Origin of the sequence: Rothia sp. HMSC078H08, assembly GCF_001808955.1 — a bacterium.
Lineage (GTDB): Bacteria > Actinomycetota > Actinomycetes > Actinomycetales > Micrococcaceae > Rothia.
Genome location: NZ_KV795257.1, coordinates 94524 through 120284, shown reverse-complemented (window position 1 = coordinate 120284; position 25761 = coordinate 94524). Strand labels below are relative to the sequence as shown.

Here is a 25761-nt window from a genome sequence, read left to right as displayed (position 1 = left end):
CCCGCCCCCGCCGCATTCCTGTCAGCATTGCGCTGTACGCGCCCGCGCTAAGCTATACACCTATTTCACACTCCACCCACGCTTTCAGCCCGCACCTCAAGGAGAACCATGAGCGCCCCCATCTTCTACATCAGCACGGAAGAATACGACGCACTCACCCCCGGCGCCACCTGTGCGCTCGGCGGCTCCGAAGGCAAGCACGCCCTCGTCAAGCGCCTTGAGCTCGGCGAACGCATCGACCTGGGCGACGGCACCGGCCGCCGCGCACTCGGTACGGTCGCCTCCATCAATGCGGACGGCGTGAGCGTGCAGGTGCAGGAGCTGCGCGAGGAACGTAGCGTGCCCTCCATCTACCTGGTGCAGGCGCTCGCGAAGGACGGCCGCGACCTGCTCGCCATCGAAACCGCGACCGAGCTGGGCGTGTACGGTGTGCTTCCGTGGAGCGCGGACCGTTCCATCGTGCGTTGGAAGGGGGAGCGCGCCTCCAAGGCACACACCAAGTGGCAGAACACCGTCACCGCCGCGGCGAAGCAGTCGCGCCGCGCGCTCATTCCCGAAGTGTACGACCTGTACAGCACCGCCGACCTGGTGGAGCTCATTGAAGAAGTAGCCGGCTCTGAGCAGTCCGCCGCCGTGTTCATCCTGCATGAGCAGGCGACCGAACGCCTCAGCGCTCTGGCACGCAAGCTTGTCGAGGCAGAGAACCTGCCCGAAGAAATCTACCTGCTCGTCGGACCCGAAGGCGGCATTAGCGACCGCGAAGTGCAGCTCTTCACCGACGCCGGCGCGCAGCTGGCGTTGCTCGGTGACGAGGTGCTGCGTTCCTCCACCGCCGGTTCTGCCGCCATGTGCACCCTGAACGTGGTGCTGGGCCGCTGGTAGAGCGCCGCTGACAGGAATCCACCAGGGCGTGGCGCATCACACCCATCTATACTTGTAAATACATCACTAGCCAAGGAGCCCATATGACTACCTCCCGACCTCTCTCGACCGCGCGCACCGTATCCTTCAAGAGCGCCGCAGAAATGATTGCCGTGCTCGGCCCGCAGGACGCGCACCTGGCAATTATCGAGGACTACTTCGAGCAGATTAGCCTGCGTCCCAAGGACCTGGACGTGCTCATCACCGGCCCCTCCGAGGCCGTCAACACCGCCGCTAAGCTGCTGAACGAACTGCGTGTGCTCTCCAGCCACGACACGCAGATTACCGTGCAGGTCATTCACCGCCTCATGGGCATGCTCGGTGACGAACTGAGCAACCCGGCGCACTCGCTGTCCACCAGCATCCTCTCCACCCGCGGCACCACGATCCGCCCCAAGACCATTAACCAGAAGAAGTACGTGGACGCTATCGACGCGAACACCGTCATCTTCGGCATCGGCCCGGCGGGTACCGGTAAGACCTACCTCGCCATGGCGAAGGCAGTGCAGGCGCTGCAGACCCACGAAGTGAACCGCATTATCCTCACCCGCCCCGCCGTGGAGGCCGGCGAGCGTCTGGGCTTCCTGCCCGGCACCCTCAACGAGAAGATTGACCCGTACCTGCGCCCGCTCTACGACGCACTGCACGACATGCTCGAGCCCGAAACCATCCCCAAGCTCATGGAGGCGGGCACCATTGAGGTCGCACCGCTGGCGTACATGCGCGGCCGCACCCTCAACGACGCGTTCATCATCCTCGACGAGGCGCAGAACACCACCGCCGAGCAGATGAAGATGTTCCTGACCCGCCTAGGCTTCGGTTCGAAGATGGTCATCACCGGCGATATCACCCAGGTTGACCTGCCCGGTGGCGCCGCATCCGGCCTGAAGCAGGTGCGCAACATTCTGCAGGGCGTGGAGGACATTCACTTCAGCATCCTGGAATCCTCCGACGTGGTGCGCCACACCCTGGTCTCGAATATTGTGTCCGCCTACGATCAGTGGGGCGAAGACCAGAAGGCAATGGAACGCAAGCGCAACCGCAAGGTCAAGCGCGCCACCATCGAGGCCGCAGCTGAGAAGCTGCTGGACCGCGCTGGTATTAACGGCGGCTCCGAAAAGAACGTTGAAAAGAACGCCGCGCAGAACCAGGCAAACTCCGACAACGCACAGACCACCCCGGAAGGACGCTAAACGGTGGCAGAGATCGAATTCGACTGTGAAGAACCCGCAACCGGTGCCGACCCGGCAACCGACGCCTTCATCCGCGAATCTTTCGAAGCGGTAGACACCGAGGTGCTCACCCGCCTCGTCGAGCACGCCTTCAAACGCATGCACCTTGCCGATGACACCTACCTGTCCATCGCCATCGTGAACGAAGACGAAATGGAACGCGTGCACATCGAGTGGATGGACCTGCCCGGCGCAACCGACGTGATGAGCTTCCCCATGGACGAGCTGGAACCGGGAACCCCCGAAAATCCCTCCAGCGGCATGCTCGGTGACATCATCCTCTGCCCGCCCGTCGCCGCACGTCAGGGCGCAGATGCAGGTCACAGCACCCTGGACGAGCTGTGCTTGCTCACCACCCACGGCATTCTGCACTGCCTGGGCTACGACCACGGCACCGCCGAAGAGGAAGCTGAAATGTTCGGCATTCAGCGCTCCATCCTCGAAGAGTTCCTGGGCCGCCCGGCACCGGTCGAAACTCGACACTAGGGGAGCGGCGTGGACATTCTACTCACAGCCCTCCTCGCCGTTCTCGCGCTCTGCCTGACCGTGGTCGCGGCAATCGCCGAAACCGCGTTCACCTACTTGCCGCACAACGAGGCGGAAGAAGCCGTGGAGGCACACCCGGACACCCTCGGTGCGCGCGTCCTGCAGCGCACCCTCGACGGTGACTCCGAGGCGTACACGCACCCGCTGCGCCTGACCCGCCTCATTGCGGCAGCCACCGCGGTGCTCGCCACCATGACCTGCCTGCTGAACCTGGTTGAGGTGCACGCGCTCGCCGTCGTGTTGACCCTCGTGATCGTTGCGCTGGTGGGCTACCCGATTCTGCATGTGCTAGCGCGTGCTCTGGGACGTAACCGCCCGGTCGCGTCGATTCGTGTGCTGGCTCGCCCGGTGCACTACCTGTCGGTTCTGCTGAGCCCGGCGACTGGTCTGCTCGATAAGCTCAGCGTGCGCCTGGCGCCGGAACGTTCGGCTGAGGCCCCGGTGGGTGTGTTCGATGAAGAGGAGCTGCGCGAGTTCCTGGACCGCGCCTCCGACGCTGAAACCATTGAAGATGACGAGGCGCAGATGGTGCAGTCCGTCTTTGAGATGGACGATACCCGCATCCGTTCGCTCATGGTTCCGCGTACCGACATGCTCACCGCTAGCCGCGACACTCCTCTGCGTGAGGCGCTGAGTCTGTTCCTGCGTTCGGGTTATTCGCGTATGCCGGTGATTGGTGATTCGAGCGATGAGATTCTGGGCGTGCTTTACCTGAAGGACGCGATGCGCGCCTTCATCCTGCACGGTGAGGCTCCCGAGGGTACCGCCCTGCCGACCGTGGTTGAGTTGATGCGTCCGGCACGTTTTGAGCCCGAGTCGAAGCGCGCCATGGATTTGCTGCGTGAGATGCAGCGTGAGTCCACGCACGTGGCGATCATTGTTGACGAGTACGGCGGCACCGCCGGCCTGATTACCCTTGAGGACCTGATTGAGGAACTGGTCGGTGACATTTCTGACGAGTACGACCGTGAGAGCCCCGATTACACACTGAATGATGACGGTACGTTCCGTCTCTCTGCCCGTCTGGGTATTGATGAGCTGGGCGAGATTTTCGGTCGTGAGCTCGACGATGAAGATGTTGATACGGTGGGCGGTCTGCTCGCTAAGCATCTGGGCATGGTGCCGATTATCGGTTCTGAGATTGAGATTGACGGCATTCATATTCGTGCGATTGGTTCGTCGGGTCGCCGCCACCAGGTGGATATGTTGCAGGCGTGGTATGAGCCGCCTCGTGATGAGCAGCAGGGTGCTGAAGGTTCCGCGGCATCTTCCTCGGAGCCTAATTCCGCGGAGGTTGCTGACATCCTCACAGTGGATACCGAGCCGCCCGCTGTGGCTGAGCCGCACGCGCATCCGGATCTTCCGGGAGACATTGCAGAGGCTGAACCGGCAACCGATCAGCACGGCAACCGCTAGACATCGAATATAGACGCCGCATCATCCCATACACACTTTGAGCCGGCCGCCCCGCCCCCGGAAGGCGCAGGCAGATGAGGCTGGCATCCCATACGCCCCGCACGGGGTTGATAAGGAGAAACACAATGGACCAGGAGTACACCCCGCTCGATTTGAGCACGCTGGACTTGAGCACCCCGCTACCGACCTACCCGGAGAATTTCCGTTCGGGCTTCGCGTCGCTGGTGGGCCGCCCCAACGCCGGTAAGTCCACTCTGACGAACGCTATGGTTGGCCAGAAGGTGGCTATCACCTCGAACCGTCCGCAGACGACCCGCCACACGATTCGCGGTATTGTGCACAAGGACGAGTACCAGCTGATTCTGGTGGACACCCCGGGTATTCACCGCCCCCGCACTCTGCTGGGTGAGCGTCTGAACGACCTGGTGGCGAGCACCCTTTCGCAGGTGGATGTGCTGGGCTTCTGCATTCCGGCGAATGAGAAGATCGGTCCGGGTGACCGTTACATTGCGTCGCAGCTGGTGGCGTCGAGCAATAAGCCGGTCGTCGCGATTGTGACGAAGGCTGACACTGTGAGCTCTGAGGAGTTGCGTGAGCAGCTGCTGGCTGTTGAGGCACTCGGCGAGGAGGTCATGAGCGCTGAGCGTGCGGCTCGTGCTAAGCGTGCCGCGCATCGTGCGAAGCAGAAGGGTAAGGGCCCCAAGGGTAAGGGCGGCAAGAATGATGCTGTGCCTTTCGCGAAGGGTTCGGGTCCTGCGGCTAAGCGCCGTGCGGGTGAGGTGTCTGAGCCGATGCCGGTTGACGGTAAGGGCGGCTGGGCTGCGATTATCCCGGTGTCTGCTGTGAAGCATTTCCAGGTGGATGCGGTCGCTGACCTGCTGGCGCAGTACACTCCGCTGTCGCCGCCGCTGTACCCGGACGGTGAGCTGACCGATGAGCCGGAGGCAACCCTCATTGCGGAGCTGGTGCGTGAGGCAGCTCTGGAGGGTGCCCGCGAGGAGCTGCCCCACTCGATTGCTGTGACGGTTGAGGAGATGCAGTTCCGTGAGGGCCGCCCGGCGGATAACCCGCTGCTGGATGTGCACGTGAACCTGTTTGTGGAGCGTGAGTCGCAGAAGTACATCATTATCGGTAAGGGCGGCTCGAATCTGCGCAAGATTGGTACGAAGGCTCGTGAGCAGATTGAGGCGATGCTCGGTACCCGCATTTACCTGAATATTCATGTGAAGGTTGCGAAGGAATGGCAGTCTGACGCGCGTGCGTTGAATCGCCTGGGATTCTAGTAGTTTTCCTACTCATTCGGCGCTCATAGGGAAGAGTGTTACTCTGAGAAAGCACTTGCTCACCGGCAGAAAGAGAAAAGGTATGCCCCAGGCACCTCGTTTACGAAGCACCGGTCGTCATATGCGCACGACGGTGATGACTTCAAATCGCAATAAGTGGATTGCTCTGCTTACTGCTTGCATGCTCGTCATTGTTGTTGGCTTTGGTGGCGTGTTGGCTCTGCGTATGCGCAATAATCTGCATACTCAGGAGCTGAACATCAGCAATTACAAGGACGGCCTGGAGAACGGCGCTTTGGACATTCTCGTGATTGGTTCCGATACCCGTAAGGGCAATAACGGCGCGTACGGTAATGAGGATGACCGCAATTCTGAGGCTCGCGCGGACGTGATGATGCTTCTGCAGATCAGCAAGGACCGCAAGAACGTGAGCGTGCTGTCGTTCCCGCGTGACTTGATGGTTGATGTGCCGCAGTGTACTGACCCTGAGAGCGGCACCGTGTACCCGGCTGAGGAGAACGTTCAGATTAACGAGTCTCTGTCTCGCGGTGGTGCCGGTTGTACTGTGGCGACCATTAGCAAGCTGACCGGCGTGAATATTGACCACTTTATGCTGGTGGACTTTAACGCTGTGAAGGAGCTGTCGAAGGTTGTTGGTGGCGTTCAGGTCTGTGTGGACGCTCCGATTGATGACGAGTACAGCGGTCTGAAGCTTCCTGCGGGTACTTCCACTGTTGAGGGTGAGCAGGCTCTTGCGTTTTTGCGTAGCCGCCACGGCTTCTCGGATGGTTCCGATATTGGTCGTATTCAGGCTCAGCAGGGCTTCTTGTCTTCGCTGCTACGTAAGGTGAAGAGCGAGGGTACTCTGTCGAATCCAGGCCGTCTGATTAACATTGCTGAGGCGATTACTCAGAACGTGACGGTGGATAAGAACCTGGGCAATATCAGCACTCTGGTGGGTGTTGGTGCGGCTCTCGGCGGCGTGGACCTGTCGAATGTTGTGTTTGCGACGGTGCCGACTGAGCCGTGGAGCCAGGATGAGAACCGCCTGCAGGTTTCTGCGGATGCTGCGAACGTGTTCCAGCGTCTGCGTGATGATAAGTCGCTGAAGGAAGAGAAGGCTCCGGAGGCACCGGCTACTTCTGCCGCTCCGGTTCAGCTCGATCGTACGGTTCCGGTGAACGTGTACAACGCGACCGGTCTGGATGGTCGCTCGGCTACAATCGCTTCGGTGATTGAGGGCCTAGGCTACACGAATGTTACTCCCGGTACTTCCGCTAACCCGACGAACTTCACCACGGTGTTCTACTCGACCGGTTACGAGGCGGAAGCGAAGGAAATCGCCGCGAAGCTGAACGTAACCCGCGTGGTGGCTACTGAAGAGGTTCTGGGCGTGTCGGTGACGATTGGTACTGACTTCCCGTCCGGTGAGGCGATGGAGAAGCAGGAGGCTGCGATTGCGGGTAACGCGACCGGTCAGACTGCTGATCAGCACAAGTGCCAGACTGCTTTCGCCTACTAGGTTGTAGCTAGTAGAACATAGCGCAGATACGTGAATATTGAGTGAAGGGGCGTAGCGCCAGAAATGGTGGCTGCGCCCCTTTGTCGTTGATTCTTTCCAGATGATGGACGGCTTCCCGGGTGCCCTGCCACCGCCTCCGACCCCTGTGATAGCGTGGAGGCATGACTATTGACGGTGAGAGCAAGCGCGGGGTTACCCGCCAGGCAGTGAACCTGCTGCTTATTCGCCGGAACGGGGCACGCTAGAATCTGCCGCAACCGTTCCGGCTTTTTGACGCGGCATCTCACCTTCGCATCCTTTCTGATGCACCGCCTTGACCACGGCTGCCGGGGACCGATACCCGGCACGGTACGAGCCCCACAAGTGGGGTAGAGCGAGACGGACCAACCAACAGGAAATTCATCATGAAAAACCACCAGAAGCCCAGCCCCATGCCGGTACACAAGTACCGCCCTTTCCACGAGCAGATTGTTGTTGACCTGCCGGACCGCACTTGGCCGGATAAGGTCATTGAGAAGGCTCCGCGCTGGTGCGCAGTGGATCTGCGTGACGGCAACCAGGCGCTGATTGACCCCATGGACACCGACCGTAAGCTTGCGATGTTCAAGCTGCTGGTGAAGATGGGTTACAAGGAAATTGAGGTTGGTTTCCCTTCGGCGTCGCAGACTGACTTTGATTTTGTGCGCACTCTCGTTGAGGACGGCCACATTCCTTCGGATGTGACCATTCAGGTTCTGGTGCAGGCGCGTGAGCACCTGATTGCCCGCACTTTTGAGGCGATTGAGGGCGCACCGCAGGCGATTGTGCACTTCTACAACTCGACCTCCGTTCTGCAGCGTCGCGTGGTGTTCAACCAGGATCAGGAGGGCGTGCTGGATATCGCCCTGCAGGGTGCGCGCCTGTGCCGCAAGTACGAAGAGCAGATGATCTCTGACACTAAGGTCATCTATGAGTACTCGCCCGAGTCTTTCACCGGCACTGAGCTGGAGTACGCGGCTCGCGTGGTGAACGCTGTGGCTGAGGAACTGGAGGTCGGTCAGAACGGCCGCGAGCTGATTGTGAACCTGCCCGCTACCGTTGAGATGGCTACCCCGAACGTTTACGCCGACTCTGTCGAGTGGATGGACCGCAACCTGAACCACCGCGAGCACATTGTGCTGTCGCTGCACCCGCATAATGACCGCGGTACCGGCGTGGCTGCTGCTGAGCTGGGTTACCTGGCGGGCGCTGACCGTATTGAGGGTTGCCTCTTCGGTAATGGCGAGCGCACCGGTAACGTTGACCTGGTGACGTTGGGCCTGAACATGTACACCCAGGGTGTGGATCCGCAGATTGATTTCTCTGATATTGACGGTATCCGTAAGACTGTTGAGTACTGCAACCAGCTGAAGGTGCACGAGCGTTCGCCGTATGGTGGTGACCTGGTGTTCACCGCGTTCTCTGGTTCTCACCAGGACGCTATTAAGAAGGGCTTTGAGGCTCTGGAGCGTACCGCTGCTGAGGCTGGTAAGACCGTGGATGAGGTTTACTGGGAGGTTCCGTACCTGCCGATTGATCCTCGCGACCTGGGTCGTACCTATGAGGCGATTATTCGTGTGAACTCGCAGTCCGGTAAGGGCGGTATGGCGTACCTGCTGAAGCAGGATCACGGTCTGGATTTGCCGCGTCGTGCTCAGGTTGAGTTCTCAAAGATTGTTCAGGCTCGTACTGACGCTGAGGGCGGCGAGATGACCAGCGAGAAGCTGTGGAACATCTTCGCGGATGAGTACCTGCCTGCTGCTGATCCGCAGAACCGTTGGGGTAAGTACCGTATTGAGTCGATTAACATTGATTCGGCTGATACTGGTGCGACCAATCTGCGTGTTGGTCTGAACATTGATGGCCACACCTACACCCGTACTGCTTCGGGTACCGGTCCGGTGGATGCTCTGCAGAACATCCTGTCGGGCGAGGGCGTGGATATTCGCGTGATGGATTATTCGGAGCACACCATGTCGTCTTCGTCGACTGCTAACGCGGCTTGCTACGTTGAGGCTGCTGTTGGTTCTCGCGTGCTGTGGGGTATTGGTGTGGACAGCTCGACGACTCGTGCGGCTTTGAAGGCGATGATTTCGGCTGTGAACCGTGCGCTGCGTGATGAGCGCCAGGCGTAGGCGATAGCGTACATGCTTTGTGCAAGGTTTTCGGGTGACCGTTAGCCGCGCATGAAGCGGGGGCGGGACGCATACTGGGAGTATGTATCCCGCCCCTTACGCGTTTAATGTGCGCAGGTGTTGTGTGCATCGGCGTGCTGTGGGGCGAATAGTCTGCAGAGAGGAACTCTCATGAAAAGCTACGAATGCTGCTAGTGATGACCCGTTTGAGGTGCAGTATGCGCAGGCGCGGGTGCATCCGTACCAGTTGTTGTTGCGCGATATTTTGGATGCCGAGTTTGCGGTGCTGTACCTGAGTGAGGAGGAGTTCTCGTCCCGTACGGAGCCGCCGCAGGATGTGCGCCGGCCCGGTGAGCATCGTGGTGAGGAGGAGAGCTTCAGCGCCTGGGCTTTGGCGGATCAGCAGCAGCCGCTGGCTCGTAAGCCTGCTCTGGTGGGGTGGGTTCCGACGGATGACCCGAATGCCGGTAAGGTCCCCAGTGATGTGTTTGAGAATGTTGACCCGCAGACTGGTTATCTGAGTCCTTTCGATTGGGATGCGGATGATTCGGCGTGGTTTGAGTGGGCTAAGCCGCTGATTGCGGTGGGTACTCACCTGGGTGGCACTCATTTTTATGCGCAGGCTCTGCCGGAGGGTCTGACGGCTCGTTATATTGAGTTCGATGAGTTTGATGTGCTGAATTTTGGGTGCGGTAGCGCTGTTTTTGATTTTGAGACTGGTGTTTTTGACTGGTCGTGCGGCTAGTACGCTTGCGCCGGTGACGCACCTTTGACGCGCCGGAGAGCGCGCATTTGAGGTGTTTGCGCGGCCTCCTTGAACCGTGGAGGGGCCGTGGATAAGCCCCGGATGTACCGCGGTGTACCCCCTGAAACGGTACCCTGAGCGTTTCACAGTGTGGACGGGGCGGTTTGCGGAAGTTCCACATCACCTTCGGCGAACCGCCCCGGGCGGGTGCGCCTCCTGTATCCTTGAATGCGTGGAATGGATTCAAGCAATTATTTTGGGCTTCGTTCAGGGCCTTACCGAATTTCTGCCGATTTCATCATCGGCGCATCTGAACATTGTTGGTCAGATCCTGCCGGAGAGGGCTGACCCGGGCGCCGCGTTTACCGCAATCACCCAGCTGGGTACTGAGACTGCGGTTCTGATTTTCTTCTGGCGCGATATTGTTCGCATCCTGAAGTCCTGGTTCGGGTCCTTGACCGGCCGCGTACCACGTAACGACCCGGATGCCCGCATGGGTTGGCTGATTATTATCGGCTCCCTGCCCATCGGCGTTCTGGGCCTGCTGCTGGAAGACTACATTGACACCCAGTTCCGCAGCCTGTGGATTGTGGCGACCATGCTGATTGTCTTCGCGGTGTTCCTGGGTCTTGCGGACCGTTTCGGCCGTGAGCAGCGTGAGCTGAAGGACCTGACTGTCCGTCACGGTATTCTGTATGGTTTCGCACAGGCGTTGGCGCTGATCCCGGGTGTTTCCCGTTCGGGCGGTACGATTACTGCGGGTCTGTTCATGGGTTACACCCGTGAGGCTGCGGCTCGTTACTCGTTCCTTCTGGCTCTGCCGGCAGTGTTCATGTCTGGCCTGTACAAGACGTTCAAGGTGTTCACTGGTGCTGAGGCGACTGGCTACTACGGTATCCCCTCGACTATCGTTGCGACTCTGGTCGCGTTCGTGGTGGGTTACCTGATGATTGGCTGGTTCTTGAAGTACGTGTCTTCGAAGTCCTACGGCATTTTCATTTGGTACCGCATTGCGCTCGGTATCCTGATTTTCGTTGGCCTGGGCACTGGCGTTCTGAACGCTACTTCTTCGGCGTTCTAAGGCTTTAGCCCTCAGCGTGATATGACATACCCGTCCGTGAGTTTCTCACGGGCGGGTATTCTTATTGGAGTAGATTTTTTGGCATCCGCATGCCCTGAGGTTGGGCGGCGGGTGTGGCGCGTCCACCGGTTGTGGGCGTTTTTACAGAAAGGAAACCCATGCGAGCTTGGGATGCCCCCGCCTCTGTGACTCTGCCCGGTCAGGCTGCGCTGCCGCGCATTTTTGATACTTCTGCCGGTGAGATTGTTCAGGTTCAGGAGGATAAGGCGGCGAGCCTGTACGTCTGCGGTATCACCCCGTACGACGCGACGCATATGGGTCACGCCTCCACCTATGTTGCTTTTGACTTGCTGCACCGCGCCTGGCTGGATGCGGGCGTGCCGGTCACCTACGTGCAGAACGTGACCGATGTGGATGACCCGCTGCTTGAGCGTGCGACCGCCACGAACGTGGATTGGCGTGAGCTGGCTGAGGATCAGACGGAGCTGTTCCGCACCGATATGAAGGCGCTGAACGTGATTCCGCCGGCGCACTATGTGGGTGTGGTGGAGTCCATTGAGTGGCTGTTCCCGCTGATTGAGGACCTGTTCCGCCGCGGTCTGGCGTACCGCGTGCCCGGTTTCACGGACGAGCAGGGTGTGGTGCATCCTGACGGTGACGTGTACCTGGATCTGAAGGCCGTGCGTGAGCTGCCCGCGAATGCCGAGGGCTACTCGTGGGCGCCCGGCGAGGTCTGCCACTTGAGCCGTGATGAGATGCTGGAGATTTTCGCTGAGCGCGGCGGCGACCCGAACCGTGCCGGTAAGCGTGACGCACTGGATCCGCTGCTGTGGCGTGTTGAGCGTGAGGGCGAGCCGAGCTGGGATGCCGGCGAGCTGGGCGCGGGCCGCCCCGGCTGGCACATCGAGTGCACGATGATTGCCCGCCGTTTTGTGGATGGTTCGCTGACCGTTCAGGCTGGCGGTAACGACCTGACTTTCCCGCACCACGACCTGGGTGCGGGCCATTCGTGGGCTGTGTCTGCACGCCCGCACGCTAAGCATTACGCGCACACCGGCATGGTCGGTTTGGATGGCCACAAGATGAGCAAGTCCCGCGGCAACCTGGTGCTGGTTTCGCGCCTGCGCGCCGCCGGTGAGGACGCGAACGCGATTCGCCTGGCGATTATGGGTCAGCACTACCGTTCGGATTGGTTCTGGACCGACGAGCTGCTCGAGCACGCGAAGGCCCGCCTGGATACCTACCGTCACGCGGTGTCGGTGGCCGAGGGCCGCGAGGGTTCGAGCGATGAGGCGGCGGTTGAGCTACTGACCGCTGTGCGTGAGGCGCTCGGCGAGGACCTGAACGCTCCGGCGGCGCTGGCTGCTGTGGATGCGTGGGCTGTGAAGGCTCTGGCGGACACCACCGTCGGTGGTGGCGCGCTGGTGCGTGACATCCTGGCGGCACGCCTGGGCGTGGTCCTCTAAGATGGCTTCGTCGGTTATGGAGGAGCTGTACGCTCTTCGCCCGTATGACCGTGAGACGGTCGATGCGCTTGCCGCAGAGATGTTAGCTGAGGTTCGCGCGTACGAGGCGCAGAAGGAAGCGTAGGGCTTCTGAGGGCAACAAAAGGGGTGGGTGACTCTGGAATAACTCCAGGGTCACCCCCCCCTTTTGCGTTTAACCGGTTGTAGAACCCGATGACTGGTTATCACGCCCGCGGGGTAATGCGCCACAGCCGATTTGCAGACTCCGCTAAAATAGAAAAGGATTTTTTCCGTCCACAGTTCGCCGCGACGGCGAACAGCACAGACTGACCCAAACCCGAGGAGAACCACCCCGTGAGCAGCGGCACCCACACCCCTACCGGCGCAATCAACCGCCGCGGCCCCTTCCGCCCCGGCGAGCGCGTCCAAATCACTGACGAACGCGGCCGCATCACCACCATCACCCTCGCCGAAGGCGGCGAATACCACTCCCACAAGGGCTTCCTCAAGCACGACGACCTCATCGGCGCACCCGAAGGCACCGTCATCGCCAACACTCACGGCATCCTCTACCAGGCGCTGCGCCCCCTCTACAAGGACTTCGTGCTCTCCATGCCGCGCGGCGCAGCCGTCGTCTACCCCAAGGACGCCGCCCAGATCATCGTCAAGGCAGACATCTTCCCCGGCGCACGCGTCGTCGAGGCCGGCGTCGGCTCCGGTGCACTGTCCATCGCGCTGCTGCGTGCAGTCGGCGACTACGGTTGCGTGCACTCCTTCGAACGTCGTGAAGAGTTCGCAGACGTCGCCCGCGGCAACATCGAAACCATGTTCGGTGGACCCCACCCGGCGTGGAAGCTGAGCATCGGCGACCTGCAGGACACCCTTCCGCAGGTTGAAGAGCCCGGCAGCGTCGACCGCGTCGTACTCGACATGCTCGCACCCTGGGAATGCCTGGACGCTGTAGCGGAGGCGCTCGCACCCGGCGGCGTGCTCATCTGCTACGTTGCGACCGTGACCCAGATGTCCCGCCTGGTTGAGGGCATGCGCCTGGACGGCCGCTTCACCGAACCCGAATGCGACGAAACCATTGTGCGCGGCTGGCACGTGGAGGGCCTGGCGGTCCGCCCCGACCACCGCATGGTTGCACACACCGCGTTCCTGGTCGTGGCTCGTCGCCTGGCTGACGGTGCGGTGCGTCTGGCACCGAAGCGTCGCGCGTCCAAGACTGATTTCTCTGAAGAGGATATGAACGCGTGGATTCCCATGAACGTGGGTGAGCGTGAGGTGACCGATAAGAAGATTCGCCGCGCAGCCCGCGATGCGAAGAACCTTGCCGCTCACGCCGCACGCGCGAACGAGATTGCGCTCGAACAGAACGGTACCGCGCAAAACGACAGCGCAGCAGCTGAGGCGACTGAATCCGCCGAATAATTTGAACCACCTTTGACCTGCGGGGGCACGGGCGTTGCCTGGAGCCCCCGCGGTGCACTCACCGGGCTACTCGCCTTACCTAATACCCCGTATCCGCAGCGAGTAGCCACCGATTAGGACGAACAGCTAAAGGAGCTACCGTGTCCACCCACGAATCTGCAGATCAGGCAGGAACCCCCCAATACGGCACCGCCCACAGTGCAGCCAGCGCGGCACCGCACTACTCGGCTGCTTTCGGGTCGACCTCCCTGCCCGGCAGTCAGCCCGTCAGCGCGCAGGAGTATGACGCCGTGCTGCGCCGACTCTCCGCGGCGGAGGCAACCCGCGACAATATGAGCCGACAGATTCGTGGTGCGGGGGAGAAGAACCGCAAGCTCGTCGAGGCCATCACCAGCATGCGCTACCAGGTGGAGCGTCTGCGCGCGTCCCTGTCGCAGAACGTTATGCCGCCGCTGAATTCGGCGATTGTGCTGGCGGTGCATGAGGGTCAGACCATGACCTACGAGCAGGTCGCTGATGATAAGACCCCCGCCGAGATTGATACGTACCTGGATGTTCAGGTGAGCGGCCGCATGATGCGTATTCCCGTGTCCCCGCTCATTGACCTGTCGACGCTGACCCCCGGCATGACCGTGCTGCTCAACGACAAGACCGAGGCGGTGCTCGCCCTGGACACCGAGCCCTTCGGTGACGTGGTGACCGTGCGTGAGGTGCTGGATGAGCAGCGCGTGCTGGTTGATACGTCCTCGGGTGCTCAGCAGGTGGCGCGCGTGGCTGGTTCCCTCGACATTGAGCAGCTGCGCACCGGCGACGCGGTCACCCTCGACACCCGCACCCGCATGCTGACCTCGCAGGTTCCCGCCTCCCGCTCGCAGGAGCTGGTCCTGGAAGAGATTCCGGACGTCACCTACGAGCAGATTGGTGGCCTGGGCGCGCAGATTGAGCAGATTCGCGACGCGGTGGAGCTGCCCTACCTGCACCCCGAGATTTTTGAGCGCTACCACCTGGCACCGCCCAAGGGTATTCTGCTCTACGGTCCTCCCGGTAACGGTAAGACCATGATTGCTAAGGCTGTGGCGAATTCCCTGGCGGCTCGTGCGGCTGCGCTGAACCCGGGTTCGGCTACTCGCGGCTACTTCTTGAACATTAAGGGCCCCGAGCTGCTCGATAAGTTCGTCGGTGAGACGGAGCGTCAGATCCGCGATATTTTTGTTGCCGCCCGTGAGAAGGCGGAGGCGGGCCACCCGGTCGTCGTGTTCTTTGACGAGATGGAGTCGCTGTTCCGTATGCGCGGTTCGGGTCGTTCCTCCGATATTGAGACGACCATCGTGCCGCAGCTGCTTGCCGAAATTGACGGTGTGGAGTCGCTGCAGAACGTCATTGTTATTGGCGCGACCAACCGTGAAGACCTGATTGATGCCGCCGTGATGCGCCCGGGCCGACTCGACCTGAAAATCCGCATTAACCGCCCGGACGCCGCCGGTGCGGCAGAGATTTTCGGCCTGTACCTGACCGAGGACCTGCCCCTGGACGTTGCGGAGGTGGCAGCCGCCGGCTCGACCCGCGCCGCCCTGACCGCGATGATTGCGGCGGCGGCAGGTCAGCTGTACGCGCGCACCCCCTCCACGGCGTACGCTGTGGCGACTGTGGATTCTTCCATGGTCGTTGGTTCTGGTGCGAGCGCGAACCTGTCCACTCACACGCTGTACCGCGGCGATTTCGCTTCGGGCGCGGTGATTCGCAATATTGTGGATCGCGCAAAGAAGGCGGCGATTAAGGAGCAACTGCAGGCGCTGACTGCCGGCGATAACGCAGCGGGTGTGGGTATTGGTACCCGCCACCTGCTGGAGGCGGTACGCGCCGAGTTTGAGGATCAGGTGGACTTGCCGCCGCTGCCCGATATTGAGGACGCGCTCACCGTTGCCGGTGTACGTGGCCGTCTGGTGTCGGTGGAGCCGCCGCGCTAAACCGAGCGCCCGCGCCATGAGTCGGACGGCGCGCACCCGCTAACCTGCGCGCTCAGCCCACACCTCGCGCTTACCCCGCTATACAACCGGCATTACCGCAGGTCCAGACTTTATATAGGAACCCTTCAGGAGAAACCCATGAACTCCACCCCCAGCTACGGCGTGCACCGCATTATGGGTGCCGAAACCGAGTACGGCGTCATCGCGCCCTCCGCACCGGGCACCAACCCGACCGTGCTGTCCGCACTGGTGGTCAACACCTACGCCAAGCTCGCCTTCCGCCGCGGCGCCGCCTTCCGCGAGCAGCTGCAGCGCCGCGCCCTGGCGGATGAGCTAACCGCCGAGCAGGCACGCCAGGCAGAGAACTACTCGACCGAACCCGCACCCGCCGCCCCCGAGGGTCAGTGGCTGGGCGAGTCCGAGTCGCCGCTGCGTGATGCGTTCGGTCAGGTTCAGGACGCCTCCACCGCCCACTCAAGCCAGATGACGCACACCCGTACCGAGCTGACCAGCGAAGACATCGCCCTGGAGATTATGCGTGAGGCGGGCGTTCAGGCACCGGGTGAGCCCGCTGAGCCGCGGAGCGCCCTGGATGCGCTCGCCGGTGTACACGGCCGCGGTGGTTTCCCGGAGCGTCTGGATTGGGACCGCGTGACCATGAACGCGATTCTGCCTAATGGTGCGCGCCTGTATGTGGATCATGCGCATCCGGAGTATTCCTCGCCGGAGGTTCTGACCCCCGCCGACGCGGTGCTCTATGACGCTGCCGGTGACGCGCTGGCGTACGAGTCGCTGGTGGAGCTGGGCAACCACGCGCAGGATTTGCCGCAGGTGAAGCTGTACAAGAACAACACCGACTCGAAGGGCCAGTCGTACGGCGCCCACGAAAACTACCTGATTAGCCGTTATGTTCCGTTTGAGCAGGTTGCGGATGCGCTCCTGCCCTTCTTTGCGACCCGCGCGATTTTTACGGGTGCGGGCCGTGTGGGTATTGGTACACACGGTGAGGTTCCGGGTTTTCAGATTAGTTCGCGTGCTGATTTCTTTGAGCGCACGATTGGCCTGGAGACCACGATTCGCCGCCCGATTGTGAATACGCGCGATGAGCCGCATGCGGATGAGTCGAAGTACCGCCGCCTGCACGTGATTCCGGCGGACGCGAACCTCTCGCACTACTCGAACCTGTTGAAGTTCGGCACGGCGGCGCTGGTCATGAACCTGATTGAGTCGCACAGCGAGCAGCACCCGGTGCTGCCGGGTGTGCGTCTGTCCGATCCGGTGGCGGCGATGCACGCGGTCAGCCACGACCTATCGCTGTCGGTTCAGCTGCCGTTGGCGCCGTCTTCGGCGACCCTGCCGAACCCGGTGTCCACGAGTGGTTCGGCGAGTGCCCTGCAGATTCAGCGCGCCTACTATGAGGCATCCCGCGCGCACGAGGAGTCGAACCCGGCAGGTGTGGATGCTGCGACCGCGCAGATCCTCAACCTGTGGGGTGAGGTTCTGGATGCCCTGGAAACCAACCCGCTCTCGCTGGCGGATCGTCTGGATTGGGTGGCGAAGTATGCGCTGGTGCGCGGTTATGTCGCTCAGGGCGTAGATTATGCGAATCCGAAGTTGAAGGCTTTGGATTTGCAGTACGCTGATATTGACCCGTCGAAGAGCCTGTATCACCGTCTGGTGGCGCGTGGCCGTATGCGCACGCTGTTCTCTGCGGAGCAGATTGAGCGTGCGACGACCGAGCCGCCGCGTGAGACGCGCGCGTTTTTACGTGGCACGCTGATGTCCCGCTGGCCGGAGGAGATTCTGGGTATTAACTGGGATACGGTCTCGTGCCGCGGCAGGTATTCGAAGGATCTGACTCGTTTTACGATGATGGAGCCGACCCGCTACGGTGCCGCCCAGGTGGAGCCGCTGCTGGATGAGGTAAACCATTCGGATGCGTTGCTGAACCGCCTGCGCTAGCAGCACACCCCCTAAACCCACATAAACTCACATTCTTCCCCGGGGCGAATACCCCCATTCAGAAGAGTAAAAACCACATAACCCACAGGCGGGGTGCAGTAAGGTCCGGGTACCAAAACCCTTATACCCCGCACCCAACCCCACTAAAAACTTATTTGTCCACAACCGAAAACCCCTTGAGGAGAGAACCATGAGCCGCGAACGCATCAGCGCACAGCAGACCGAAACCACCGCAGCCGAGCAGGAGCAGGAACTGACCCTCGCCGCCTCCCACGTTGTCTCTGACGTGAGCGAGGTCGACGACCTGCTCGACGAAATTGACGGCCTGCTCGCTGAGAACGCTGAAGATTTCGTCACCGGCTTCGTCCAGAAGGGCGGCGAGTAACCGGCGCACCTGCGCGCCGGGTCAGCATCATGGAACACCGTATTTTCGGCATTGAAAGCGAATTCGGGCTCAGCTACGTCCCGCACGGGCTCGGTCGGCTGAGCATCGAAGAGTCCGCCGCCGCCCTTTTCAAGCCCGTCCTGGATCAGTGGCGTTCAACGAACGTCTTCCTGCCCAACGGCGGTAGGCTCTACCTTGACGTGGGTTCGCACCCCGAGTACGCCTCCGCCGAATGCGGCAGCATTGACGAACTGCTCGCGCAGGAACGCGCCGGTGAGCTGCTTTTCGCTGATCTGGCGCGTACCGCCCGCAAGCGCCTGCTCGCAGGCTCGGAGGGCCGCCCTCTCGACGGTGAACTGTACCTGTTCAAGAACAATGTGGATTCGGCGGGCAACTCCTACGGCAGCCACGAGAACTACCTGATCAGCCGCAAACTGCAGTTCAACGACCTGATTGCCCAGCTCGTGCCGTTCCTGGTGACCCGCCAGATTCTGGTCGGTGCCGGTAAGACCCACCCGAACGGCGGCCCGGTGCCCGGTTCGACCGACCCGGCGTCCAGCACGGGTGTGCCTTCGTATTCGTTCTCGCAGCGTGCCGACCATATTTGGGAGGCGGCGTCCACCTCAACTTCGCGCGCTCGCCCGCTCATTAACACCCGCGATGAGCCGCACGCGGACGCTTCGAAGTTCCGTCGCATGCACGTCATTAATGGCGATTCGAACATGGCGGAGCCGACGACCCTGCTGAAGATTGCCAGCACCGACCTGGTGCTACGCATGCTGGAAGACCGCTTCCCGGTCACCAGCCTGGATATTGTGTCTGTTCCGGCGGCTCTGCGCGCTATCAGCCACGACCTGACCGGCACCGCAACCTTCGAAACCACCGACGGTAAGCACTACACGGCGTTGAGCGTTCAGCGTCACTACCTGGATGCGGCACGCCAGTACGTGCAGCAGTACGGCGCGCACCACCACCACGTGGAATACGCCCTGGACCTGTGGCAGCGCACCCTGGACGCTATCGAGTCCGGCGACTACAGCAGCATTGACACTGAGATTGACTGGGCGATTAAGAAGAAGCTTCTGGATGCGTATATTGCCCGTGCCCGCGCGGCTGGTCAGCCTGCCGATTATGCGAGCGCCCGCATCCGTCAGCTGGATTTGGCGTACCACGACATCGACCCGGAGCGTAGCGTCTTCCACGCGCTGGTTCGTCGCGGTGCGGTCAAGCGCATCCTGCCTGAGGGTGCCGCGGAGGCGGCGAAGACTCAGCCGCCGAACACTCGCGCTCTGCAGCGTTCGCGTTTCATTAATGCGGCGGTTGCGGCGGGGGAGCAGTTCACCGTGGATTGGGTGCATTTAAAGCTCAACGCCTACCCGCAGCACACGCTGGTGTGTAAGGACCCGTTTGCTACCGGCAGCGAGGAGCTGGAGGAGGTGCTGAGCCTGTTGGCGTCTAAGGCGCGTCAGCATCAGGAGGCGGCATTTCCGCCGCCCTGCTAAACAGCATTGCTAGAAACTCTCTGATGAGGGGAAACCCGCCGGCGGTCAGGGTTGTCAACCTTCGGGAACGCCTCGGCCGCGACACAGCCTGAACACAGCTACGTGCCGTAGCATAAAACAGCTAAACCTATACCTGTAAACTGTTCTGTGGCACACGGGCACTCACACGCCCCACTCTCACAGAAAACCCCAGAGGATAACACTATGACCAAACGCTCTAAGCTCACTATTTTCGGTGCCAGCGCGGCTGCTCTCGCGCTTGCACTGTCTGCATGTGGCGCGCAGTCCAGCGGCGACCTGTCTAAGGTGAAGTACACCTTGAAGAACGCGACCGCTGAGCCTGAGGCGTCCTTCGCGACCCCCTTTGCCGCTTCTAGCCCCTCCGCGTACGTGATTGAGGAAGGTAACGGCGAGTCCATCAACGATGGTGACTACGTGCTCGTTGAGGCTGCCGTGTTCAACGGCACCGACGGCAAGCTTAACGGTTCCACTTACTCCAGCGAGCCGATTCTGCTGCCGATTAACGATCAGCTGAAGCAGGCTGCACCGCAGGTGTACGAAACCCTGAAGAAGATTAAGGTTGGCGGTTCTTTCTCGTACACTACCAACGTTCTGCAGCAGCGCAGCACCGCGGGTGTGACCACTACGACCGCTTCGCCCGGCGCCGCAACCAACGTTGAGGTGTACACCGTGAAGACGAAGCTGCCCAAGTACGCAACCGGTAAGGCTGTTGAGGCTGACCCGTCGCTGCCGTCCTTCACCCTGGATGAGTCCACCGGCAAGGCTGAAATTAAGCTGCCCGATAACAAGCCGGAGGTCACCGAGCTGACCGCTAAGACCCTCATCGAGGGCGAGGGCGCCGAGGTCAAGGAAACCGACACCGTGTACGTGCGCTACATTGGCGTGCAGTACTCCGACGGTAAGGTCGTTGACGGCAACTACGCCGCCGCCACCCCGATGGGCATCTCCCTGCAGGGCGTTATCAAGGGCTGGACTCAGGGCCTGAAGGGCAAGAAGGTCGGCTCCCGCGTTGAGCTGGTCATCCCGGCGGACCTGGCGTACGGTAACGACACCGGCGGTTCCAAGCCTTCGGGCACTCTGGTGTTCGTTGTTGATATTCTGGGTGCGGAGGAGAACCCGCAGACCCTGCAGCGTGCTCAGGCGGCTTCTAGCGCAGCTGCTGCGGAGGCGTCCGCTTCGGCAACCGCTGAGGCTTCTGCGACCGCAACCCCGGCAGCGTCCGCTTCGGCAACCGCACAGTAGCCCGGCGCCCACATTTTTATATAGTGTTTTATACAGCGCTCGCCGCTTATCCTGTATGGGCGGCGAGCGCACCCACTATTTCGATTCATTTCGAACCAATCAAAGGAGACACCCATGTCTTTCGGTCAGCGTAACCTCGACCGCGAAAAGCCTGAAATCGATTTCCCCGAGGGCGACGCCCCCACCGAGCTGGTCATCACCGACCTGATTGAGGGCGCAGGCGCTGAGGTTGTTCCCGGCTCCCGCGTGCTCACCCACTACGTTGGTGTGGCATTCTCCACCGGTGAAGAGTTTGACGCGTCCTGGAACCGCGGCGAGCCGCTGCCGTTCCAGGTGGGCGTTGGCCAGGTTATCCGCGGCTGGGATGAGGGCCTGCTCGGCATGAAGGTCGGCGGCCGTCGTCGCCTGGAGATTCCCGCCGACATGGCGTACGGTGACCGCGGCGCTGGCTCGGTCATTAAGCCCGGCGAGTCCCTGATTTTCGTGGTGGACCTGCTGGACGTCCGCTAAGGACTAGCCAGGTTCTCGCGTAAGAGACGTGTAGCCCGGTGCTTTCTCCCGTTTGTGGGAGGGGCACCGGGCTTTTGCGTACCCGCACGCAAAGTAAGTGCCGCGGAACACACACGGTATGATTGAACCATGTCCACCGCAGCTCAGCTTTACATGACTCTTCACCGCCTCGCCACCGCCGCCGAGGCACCCGACACCGCAACCCGAACCCAGGGCATCAGCCGCAACGAGCTACTGACCCTGCTCGGTGTCAAGACGCGCGCGAACGGCTCCCTCAGCGAGTCGCAGGAACGCGCCTTTGAGCGAGCCAAGCAGACCCTGCGTGATGCCGGCGCGCGCATCACCCACGTGACCACGGACCTGGGGGAGCGCTACCGCCTCGAAACCAGCGACGCCGCACAGCTGCCCGCCTGGAACCCTACCGCTGAGGAATTCCGCCTCATCAACACCATCCTGCGCGGTTGGGAAGGCACCGAACTGCAGGATGACGCCTACCGCATCCTGCGCAAGATTGCGCTCACGAGCGAGCACCTCACCGATGAGGCGCTCGCCGCCGCAAAGATTCAGGACCCGAAGACCGGTAAGCGTCAGCGCGCGAAGAACCTGTACAGCTACCGTGAGCCCCTTCAGCGCATTTACTTTAGCGATAACCCGCACCTGAACGAGCTGTTTACCGCCTATGCGGAGCGTAAGACGGTCACGTTCACCTACCAGACTGCCGCCGGTGCGACCCGCACGCAGGAGAAGGTCAGTGTTGCCGGTATTGGTTACCGTTACGGCACCTGGTACTTTGTCGGCTACTACACTGAGAGCGCGGCGCGTAAGGAGTACACGTTCCGCGCCAGCCGTATTCAGAAGCTCACGATGCTTTCGCGTATTGATTCGACCCCCATTAACGCGACGTTCAATGCCAAGAACTGGCTTGAAGACATTAAGGGCTACGAAGAAAGCCTGATTGTTGCCGAGGTCAACGCCGATTCCACGCTGTCGGCGCCCTTCACCGTGCCCTCGTACGGCACGATTGATAGCGCCGTGGCGGCGACGAGCTACAGCTGCGTTATCGAGCCGCCCGCCGAATCTGAGGACGCGCCCACCCGCCAGCGTGATAGCTACGCCGCCCAGCAGCAGCTCTTGCGCACCCTCACCGACCTGCACAGCGGAGCGGTCGAGGACCCCGGCACGTGGAGCAAGATTGACCAGCGTAACCGCAATAATGTCCTCGATGCCCTCGTCGACCTGATTTTGGGTCTGCACCGTGCCGACCGCTGGGCGAGCGCCCACGGTGAAGAGCCCATGCCATTGAACCAGCTCAACGCCCTCTACAGCGTGGACACCGACAAAAACCGCGACCTCGGCAAGACCATCATTCCCGAGATTTTCGCGCAGGTAGACACCGTACCTTTCGACGCCGACCCCAAGGACCCGGACGCCCTCAAGCCCAGCTACATTAATCTGCTGCCGGACTTTGGCGGCGCGACCCCGCACACGCTGCTGAACTACGCCCGCCTCACCGACACTGAGCTCGCTATCCTCGTTTTCACCCTGTCCGCCGCAGATATTCTGCACCCGGCGGATGCGCGCCTGGGCAGTATCCGCCAGGCGCTCGCCGCCGCGTACCCGAACGCGCCCGTTTATGCGCAGCACCTGTGCTTCGCCCCGGAGGAGCCTCTGCTGCAGGAGGCGACTGCCGCCCTGAGCAGCGGCAACGCCGTGACCATTGGTTACGGTACCTCTGAGCGTGCCGCGGATCGTCTGGTGGATCCGTATGCGCTGGTGTTGCACCGCGACCACATGTACCTGCATGCGTGGTGCCGTACCGCTGAGGAACGCTACTATGCCGCGCGTGGTGAGCAAGTCCCCGAGTACGTACCCGAGGCTTTTGCTCACGCAGCCACCGGCGAGGCAGGAAACAGTGAGACTGCCGACAGCCAGGCGGGAAACAGCGAGGTGGCGGATTATGAGGCAGGGGAGAAGACCCCCACTTTCTGGCGTAACTTCCGCCTCACCCGCATCAACCACATCCACGAGGCGGGTGCGGGTCGTGCCCACCCGGTCACCGGTGACACCGTCCCGCATTGGCACGCGCAGCAGCACAGTACTCAGACCAACCCCTTTGCTGAGTTGCGTATTCACCCGACCGAGCATATTCCCAGCGGCGAGCCGCTCGATACTCTCACCGCAACGTACATGCGTCGAAGCACCCACCACGTGAAGAAGGCTTCACGCACCCAGTACGTGCGTATTCACTACTACAACAACGCCCACGGCGCTGGCGATAAGAACATCCTCGACACCGTCATCGCGCACCGAGGTGCCCTCGAACTGGTCGGTCCTGCGCACCTGCGCGCGGCGTTGCTTGACCAGTTGCAAACCCTCAACGCGAGCAGCCGCAGGGGTGTGCCCGCAGAAAAATAGAACTTCACCCACAAGCAAAAACACCCTAAAAACCCATCTAAGGCGCCAAAACATTAACCTAAAACTTGTATAATGGTGCTCATGTCTTGGTGGTTCTGGATTTTGCTATGGGGCGCGCTCATCATCTGCTCGCTCCTCTATTTGGCATGGTTCACCTACAAAGCACTCACTCGCGGTTTCACACTCCTTGACGAAACCGTAACCTGGGTCGAGTCAATCGAGGGACAATTCGACGCAGCGCAAGCGAACGCAAGCCGAAAACTCCCACGAGACACCACCCTCGGGGTATTCACACCCATCACCGAGGCATACAATAACTACGAACAAGGTAAGCAGACACGCAGGTCTGAGCGGATCAAGCGACGGGTCTCCCGACGAGATCGACTCGGCCAACCTCAAAACATCGGAGACCTGCTCTAACAGAAAGGCACACCACCATGGGCCAGATTTTCAGCCACCCCGCGACCATCATCGTCGTTATCCTCCTCATCGTCCTGCTCTTCGGCGCACCCAAGCTGCCCGGCATGGCACGCAGCCTCGGCCAGTCCATGCGCATCTTCAAGACCGAAGTTGAGGGTCTGAAGAACGACTCCAAGAAGGACCCCCGCGAGAAGGACGGCGAAGAGGTCGTCACCGCTGAGGTCGTAGACAACGGCAAGGACGGCAAGACCGAAACCAAGTAACGGTCCCGCCACCGATGCACCAAACCCGTGCCAGCCCACCGGCCGGCACGGGTTTTGCGGCACCACCCCATAAACACCCCACCAGACCCCCTCAGCCGAATCACACACGGCACCGACACCCAGAGGACACCACGTGGCAACACCCGACCAGGACGTGCGCAACCGCAAAATCAATCCTGAAGCACGCATGGAACTCAAGGAACACCTGCGCGAATTCCGCGACCGCCTCATCAAAGCGGCTATCGCAACCATCATCGCAGCCATCATCGGTACGGTCTTCCTCTACCAGCCTTTCATCGAAATGATCTCTGCACCCCTGCAGCAGATCAACGCAGAAACCGGCCGCAACGCAAACCTGAACTACGGTAGCGTCGCATCTCCTTTCGACCAGCTGCTGAAGGTCGGTATGTACATCGGCCTGGTGATCGCCTCTCCCGTCTGGCTCTACCAGGCGCTGCGATTCCTGCTTCCGGCACTGCACACCAAGGAGAAGAAGTATCTCTTCGGCTTCCTCACCGCATCTATTTTCGCGTTTGCCTGCGGTGTCGCCATTTCGTACTTCACCCTCCCCGGCGTGGTCTACGCACTGCTGAAGTTCACCCCCGTCAACGAAAGTAACTACATTGACGCGGGCGTGTACATCTCCTTCATCCTGAAGTTCGTTGTGACGTTCTCCTGCGCGTTCATCATCCCGGTGATTCTGGTTGGCATTAACATGCTCGGCCTCATCCGAGGCAAGACCATCCTGAAGTCCTGGCGTTGGGTTGTCGTGCTCGTTGCAGTGATTGCAGCGCTGACCGCACCCGGTAGCGACATCATGATGATGTTCGTGCTCATGGCGCCGCTGCTGATTTTCTTCTTCGCAGCGATCGGCATCTGCATGATCAACGACAAGCGCCGCGACCGCAAGCTTGCCAAGCTGGCACAGGGGTCGGATGAAGCAAGCCTGAACACCGCAACCAGCAGTGAAGACCTGGCGAAGATGGGTTACTTCGAGGAAGAGAAGACTTCCTAACTAAATAGTTCGCATTGAGCGACGTAGCCGCAAGGGGCGGGGTACAGAGAACCTGTATCCCGCCCCTTTCGCATGCCCAGACATACCCAGATTAGAGTGCCCAGATTCGCATGCCGGGAAAGCTTCTAACGTCGGCTCGCACGGCACCTCCATAGCGAGATTCACAGGGAGCGTTATACCGCGCCGGATGCGCTCGCTGTTCGCCCATACCGGATTAGTGCCCGTGCAGGATGCTTTCTGGAGGCTCGCGGCGGGCGAACCGT

21 protein-coding genes are annotated in these 25761 nt (G+C 61.1%); all 21 read left to right on the top strand.

Annotated elements, in window-relative coordinates:
- The first annotated feature begins 108 nt into the window (after positions 1–108).
- Positions 109–882, top strand: a complete 774-nt coding sequence (locus tag HMPREF2528_RS07340; protein ID WP_049327204.1) for a 16S rRNA (uracil(1498)-N(3))-methyltransferase — start codon at positions 109–111, stop codon at positions 880–882.
- Positions 883–965: 83 nt separating this feature from the next.
- A complete protein-coding gene (locus HMPREF2528_RS07335) occupies positions 966–2114 on the top strand; it encodes a PhoH family protein (RefSeq protein WP_070543531.1) in 1149 nt (382 codons plus the stop codon).
- A 3-nt stretch (positions 2115–2117) separates the two neighbouring features.
- The gene (ybeY, locus tag HMPREF2528_RS07330; RefSeq protein ID WP_005505992.1) at positions 2118–2639 is read left to right on the top strand and encodes an rRNA maturation RNase YbeY; all 522 of its coding nucleotides are present in this window, start codon (positions 2118–2120) and stop codon (positions 2637–2639) included.
- 9 nt (positions 2640–2648) lie between these two features.
- Positions 2649–4115 (top strand): hemolysin family protein, encoded by a 1467-nt coding sequence (locus HMPREF2528_RS07325; RefSeq protein WP_070543529.1) that lies wholly within the window; start codon positions 2649–2651, stop codon positions 4113–4115.
- A 125-nt stretch (positions 4116–4240) separates the two neighbouring features.
- Positions 4241–5398: a GTPase Era gene (locus tag HMPREF2528_RS07320; protein WP_210397112.1), complete on the top strand. Its 1158-nt coding sequence runs from the start codon at positions 4241–4243 to the stop codon at positions 5396–5398.
- An 82-nt stretch (positions 5399–5480) separates the two neighbouring features.
- Positions 5481–6920: an LCP family protein gene (locus tag HMPREF2528_RS07315; protein ID WP_070543527.1), complete on the top strand. Its 1440-nt coding sequence runs from the start codon at positions 5481–5483 to the stop codon at positions 6918–6920.
- Positions 6921–7324: 404 nt separating this feature from the next.
- Positions 7325–9073 carry a 2-isopropylmalate synthase gene (gene leuA / locus HMPREF2528_RS07310; protein ID WP_070543524.1) on the top strand — a complete coding sequence of 583 codons (1749 nt, stop codon included), beginning with the start codon at positions 7325–7327 and terminating at the stop codon, positions 9071–9073.
- A gap of 211 nt (positions 9074–9284) precedes the next feature.
- Positions 9285–9818 (top strand): hypothetical protein, encoded by a 534-nt coding sequence (locus tag HMPREF2528_RS07305; RefSeq protein ID WP_246823911.1) that lies wholly within the window; start codon positions 9285–9287, stop codon positions 9816–9818.
- Positions 9819–10050: 232 nt separating this feature from the next.
- A complete protein-coding gene (locus HMPREF2528_RS07300) occupies positions 10051–10899 on the top strand; it encodes an undecaprenyl-diphosphate phosphatase (RefSeq protein WP_070543522.1) in 849 nt (282 codons plus the stop codon).
- Between the two features lie 158 nt (positions 10900–11057).
- Positions 11058–12365 (top strand): cysteine--1-D-myo-inosityl 2-amino-2-deoxy-alpha-D-glucopyranoside ligase, encoded by a 1308-nt coding sequence (gene mshC / locus HMPREF2528_RS07295; protein ID WP_070543520.1) that lies wholly within the window; start codon positions 11058–11060, stop codon positions 12363–12365.
- 1 nt (position 12366) lies between these two features.
- Positions 12367–12489, top strand: coding sequence for a hypothetical protein (locus HMPREF2528_RS09305; RefSeq protein ID WP_256370683.1), 123 nt, complete (start codon positions 12367–12369; stop codon positions 12487–12489).
- Between the two features lie 230 nt (positions 12490–12719).
- Positions 12720–13796, top strand: coding sequence for a tRNA (adenine-N1)-methyltransferase (locus HMPREF2528_RS07290; protein ID WP_070543518.1), 1077 nt, complete (start codon positions 12720–12722; stop codon positions 13794–13796).
- Between the two features lie 140 nt (positions 13797–13936).
- Positions 13937–15763 (top strand): proteasome ATPase, encoded by a 1827-nt coding sequence (arc, locus tag HMPREF2528_RS07285; protein ID WP_070543516.1) that lies wholly within the window; start codon positions 13937–13939, stop codon positions 15761–15763.
- A 138-nt stretch (positions 15764–15901) separates the two neighbouring features.
- Entirely contained in the window at positions 15902–17725 is a 1824-nt protein-coding gene (gene dop, locus HMPREF2528_RS07280) for a depupylase/deamidase Dop (protein ID WP_070543514.1), read from the top strand.
- Between the two features lie 190 nt (positions 17726–17915).
- A complete protein-coding gene (locus HMPREF2528_RS07275) occupies positions 17916–18110 on the top strand; it encodes a ubiquitin-like protein Pup (RefSeq protein WP_005506016.1) in 195 nt (64 codons plus the stop codon).
- Positions 18111–18139: 29 nt separating this feature from the next.
- Entirely contained in the window at positions 18140–19612 is a 1473-nt protein-coding gene (gene pafA / locus HMPREF2528_RS07270) for a Pup--protein ligase (RefSeq protein ID WP_070543511.1), read from the top strand.
- A gap of 204 nt (positions 19613–19816) precedes the next feature.
- Positions 19817–20875, top strand: coding sequence for an FKBP-type peptidyl-prolyl cis-trans isomerase (locus HMPREF2528_RS07265; RefSeq protein ID WP_070543509.1), 1059 nt, complete (start codon positions 19817–19819; stop codon positions 20873–20875).
- 114 nt (positions 20876–20989) lie between these two features.
- Complete coding sequence (locus HMPREF2528_RS07260; RefSeq protein WP_005508667.1) at positions 20990–21385, top strand: FKBP-type peptidyl-prolyl cis-trans isomerase; 396 nt, start codon at positions 20990–20992, stop codon at positions 21383–21385.
- Positions 21386–21514: 129 nt separating this feature from the next.
- The gene (locus tag HMPREF2528_RS07255; protein WP_070543507.1) at positions 21515–23800 is read left to right on the top strand and encodes a WYL domain-containing transcriptional regulator; all 2286 of its coding nucleotides are present in this window, start codon (positions 21515–21517) and stop codon (positions 23798–23800) included.
- A gap of 437 nt (positions 23801–24237) precedes the next feature.
- Positions 24238–24483: a Sec-independent protein translocase subunit TatA gene (gene tatA, locus HMPREF2528_RS07245; protein ID WP_005506024.1), complete on the top strand. Its 246-nt coding sequence runs from the start codon at positions 24238–24240 to the stop codon at positions 24481–24483.
- A gap of 133 nt (positions 24484–24616) precedes the next feature.
- Positions 24617–25498, top strand: coding sequence for a twin-arginine translocase subunit TatC (gene tatC / locus HMPREF2528_RS07240; RefSeq protein ID WP_070543505.1), 882 nt, complete (start codon positions 24617–24619; stop codon positions 25496–25498).
- The last annotated feature ends 263 nt before the right edge of the window (positions 25499–25761 follow it).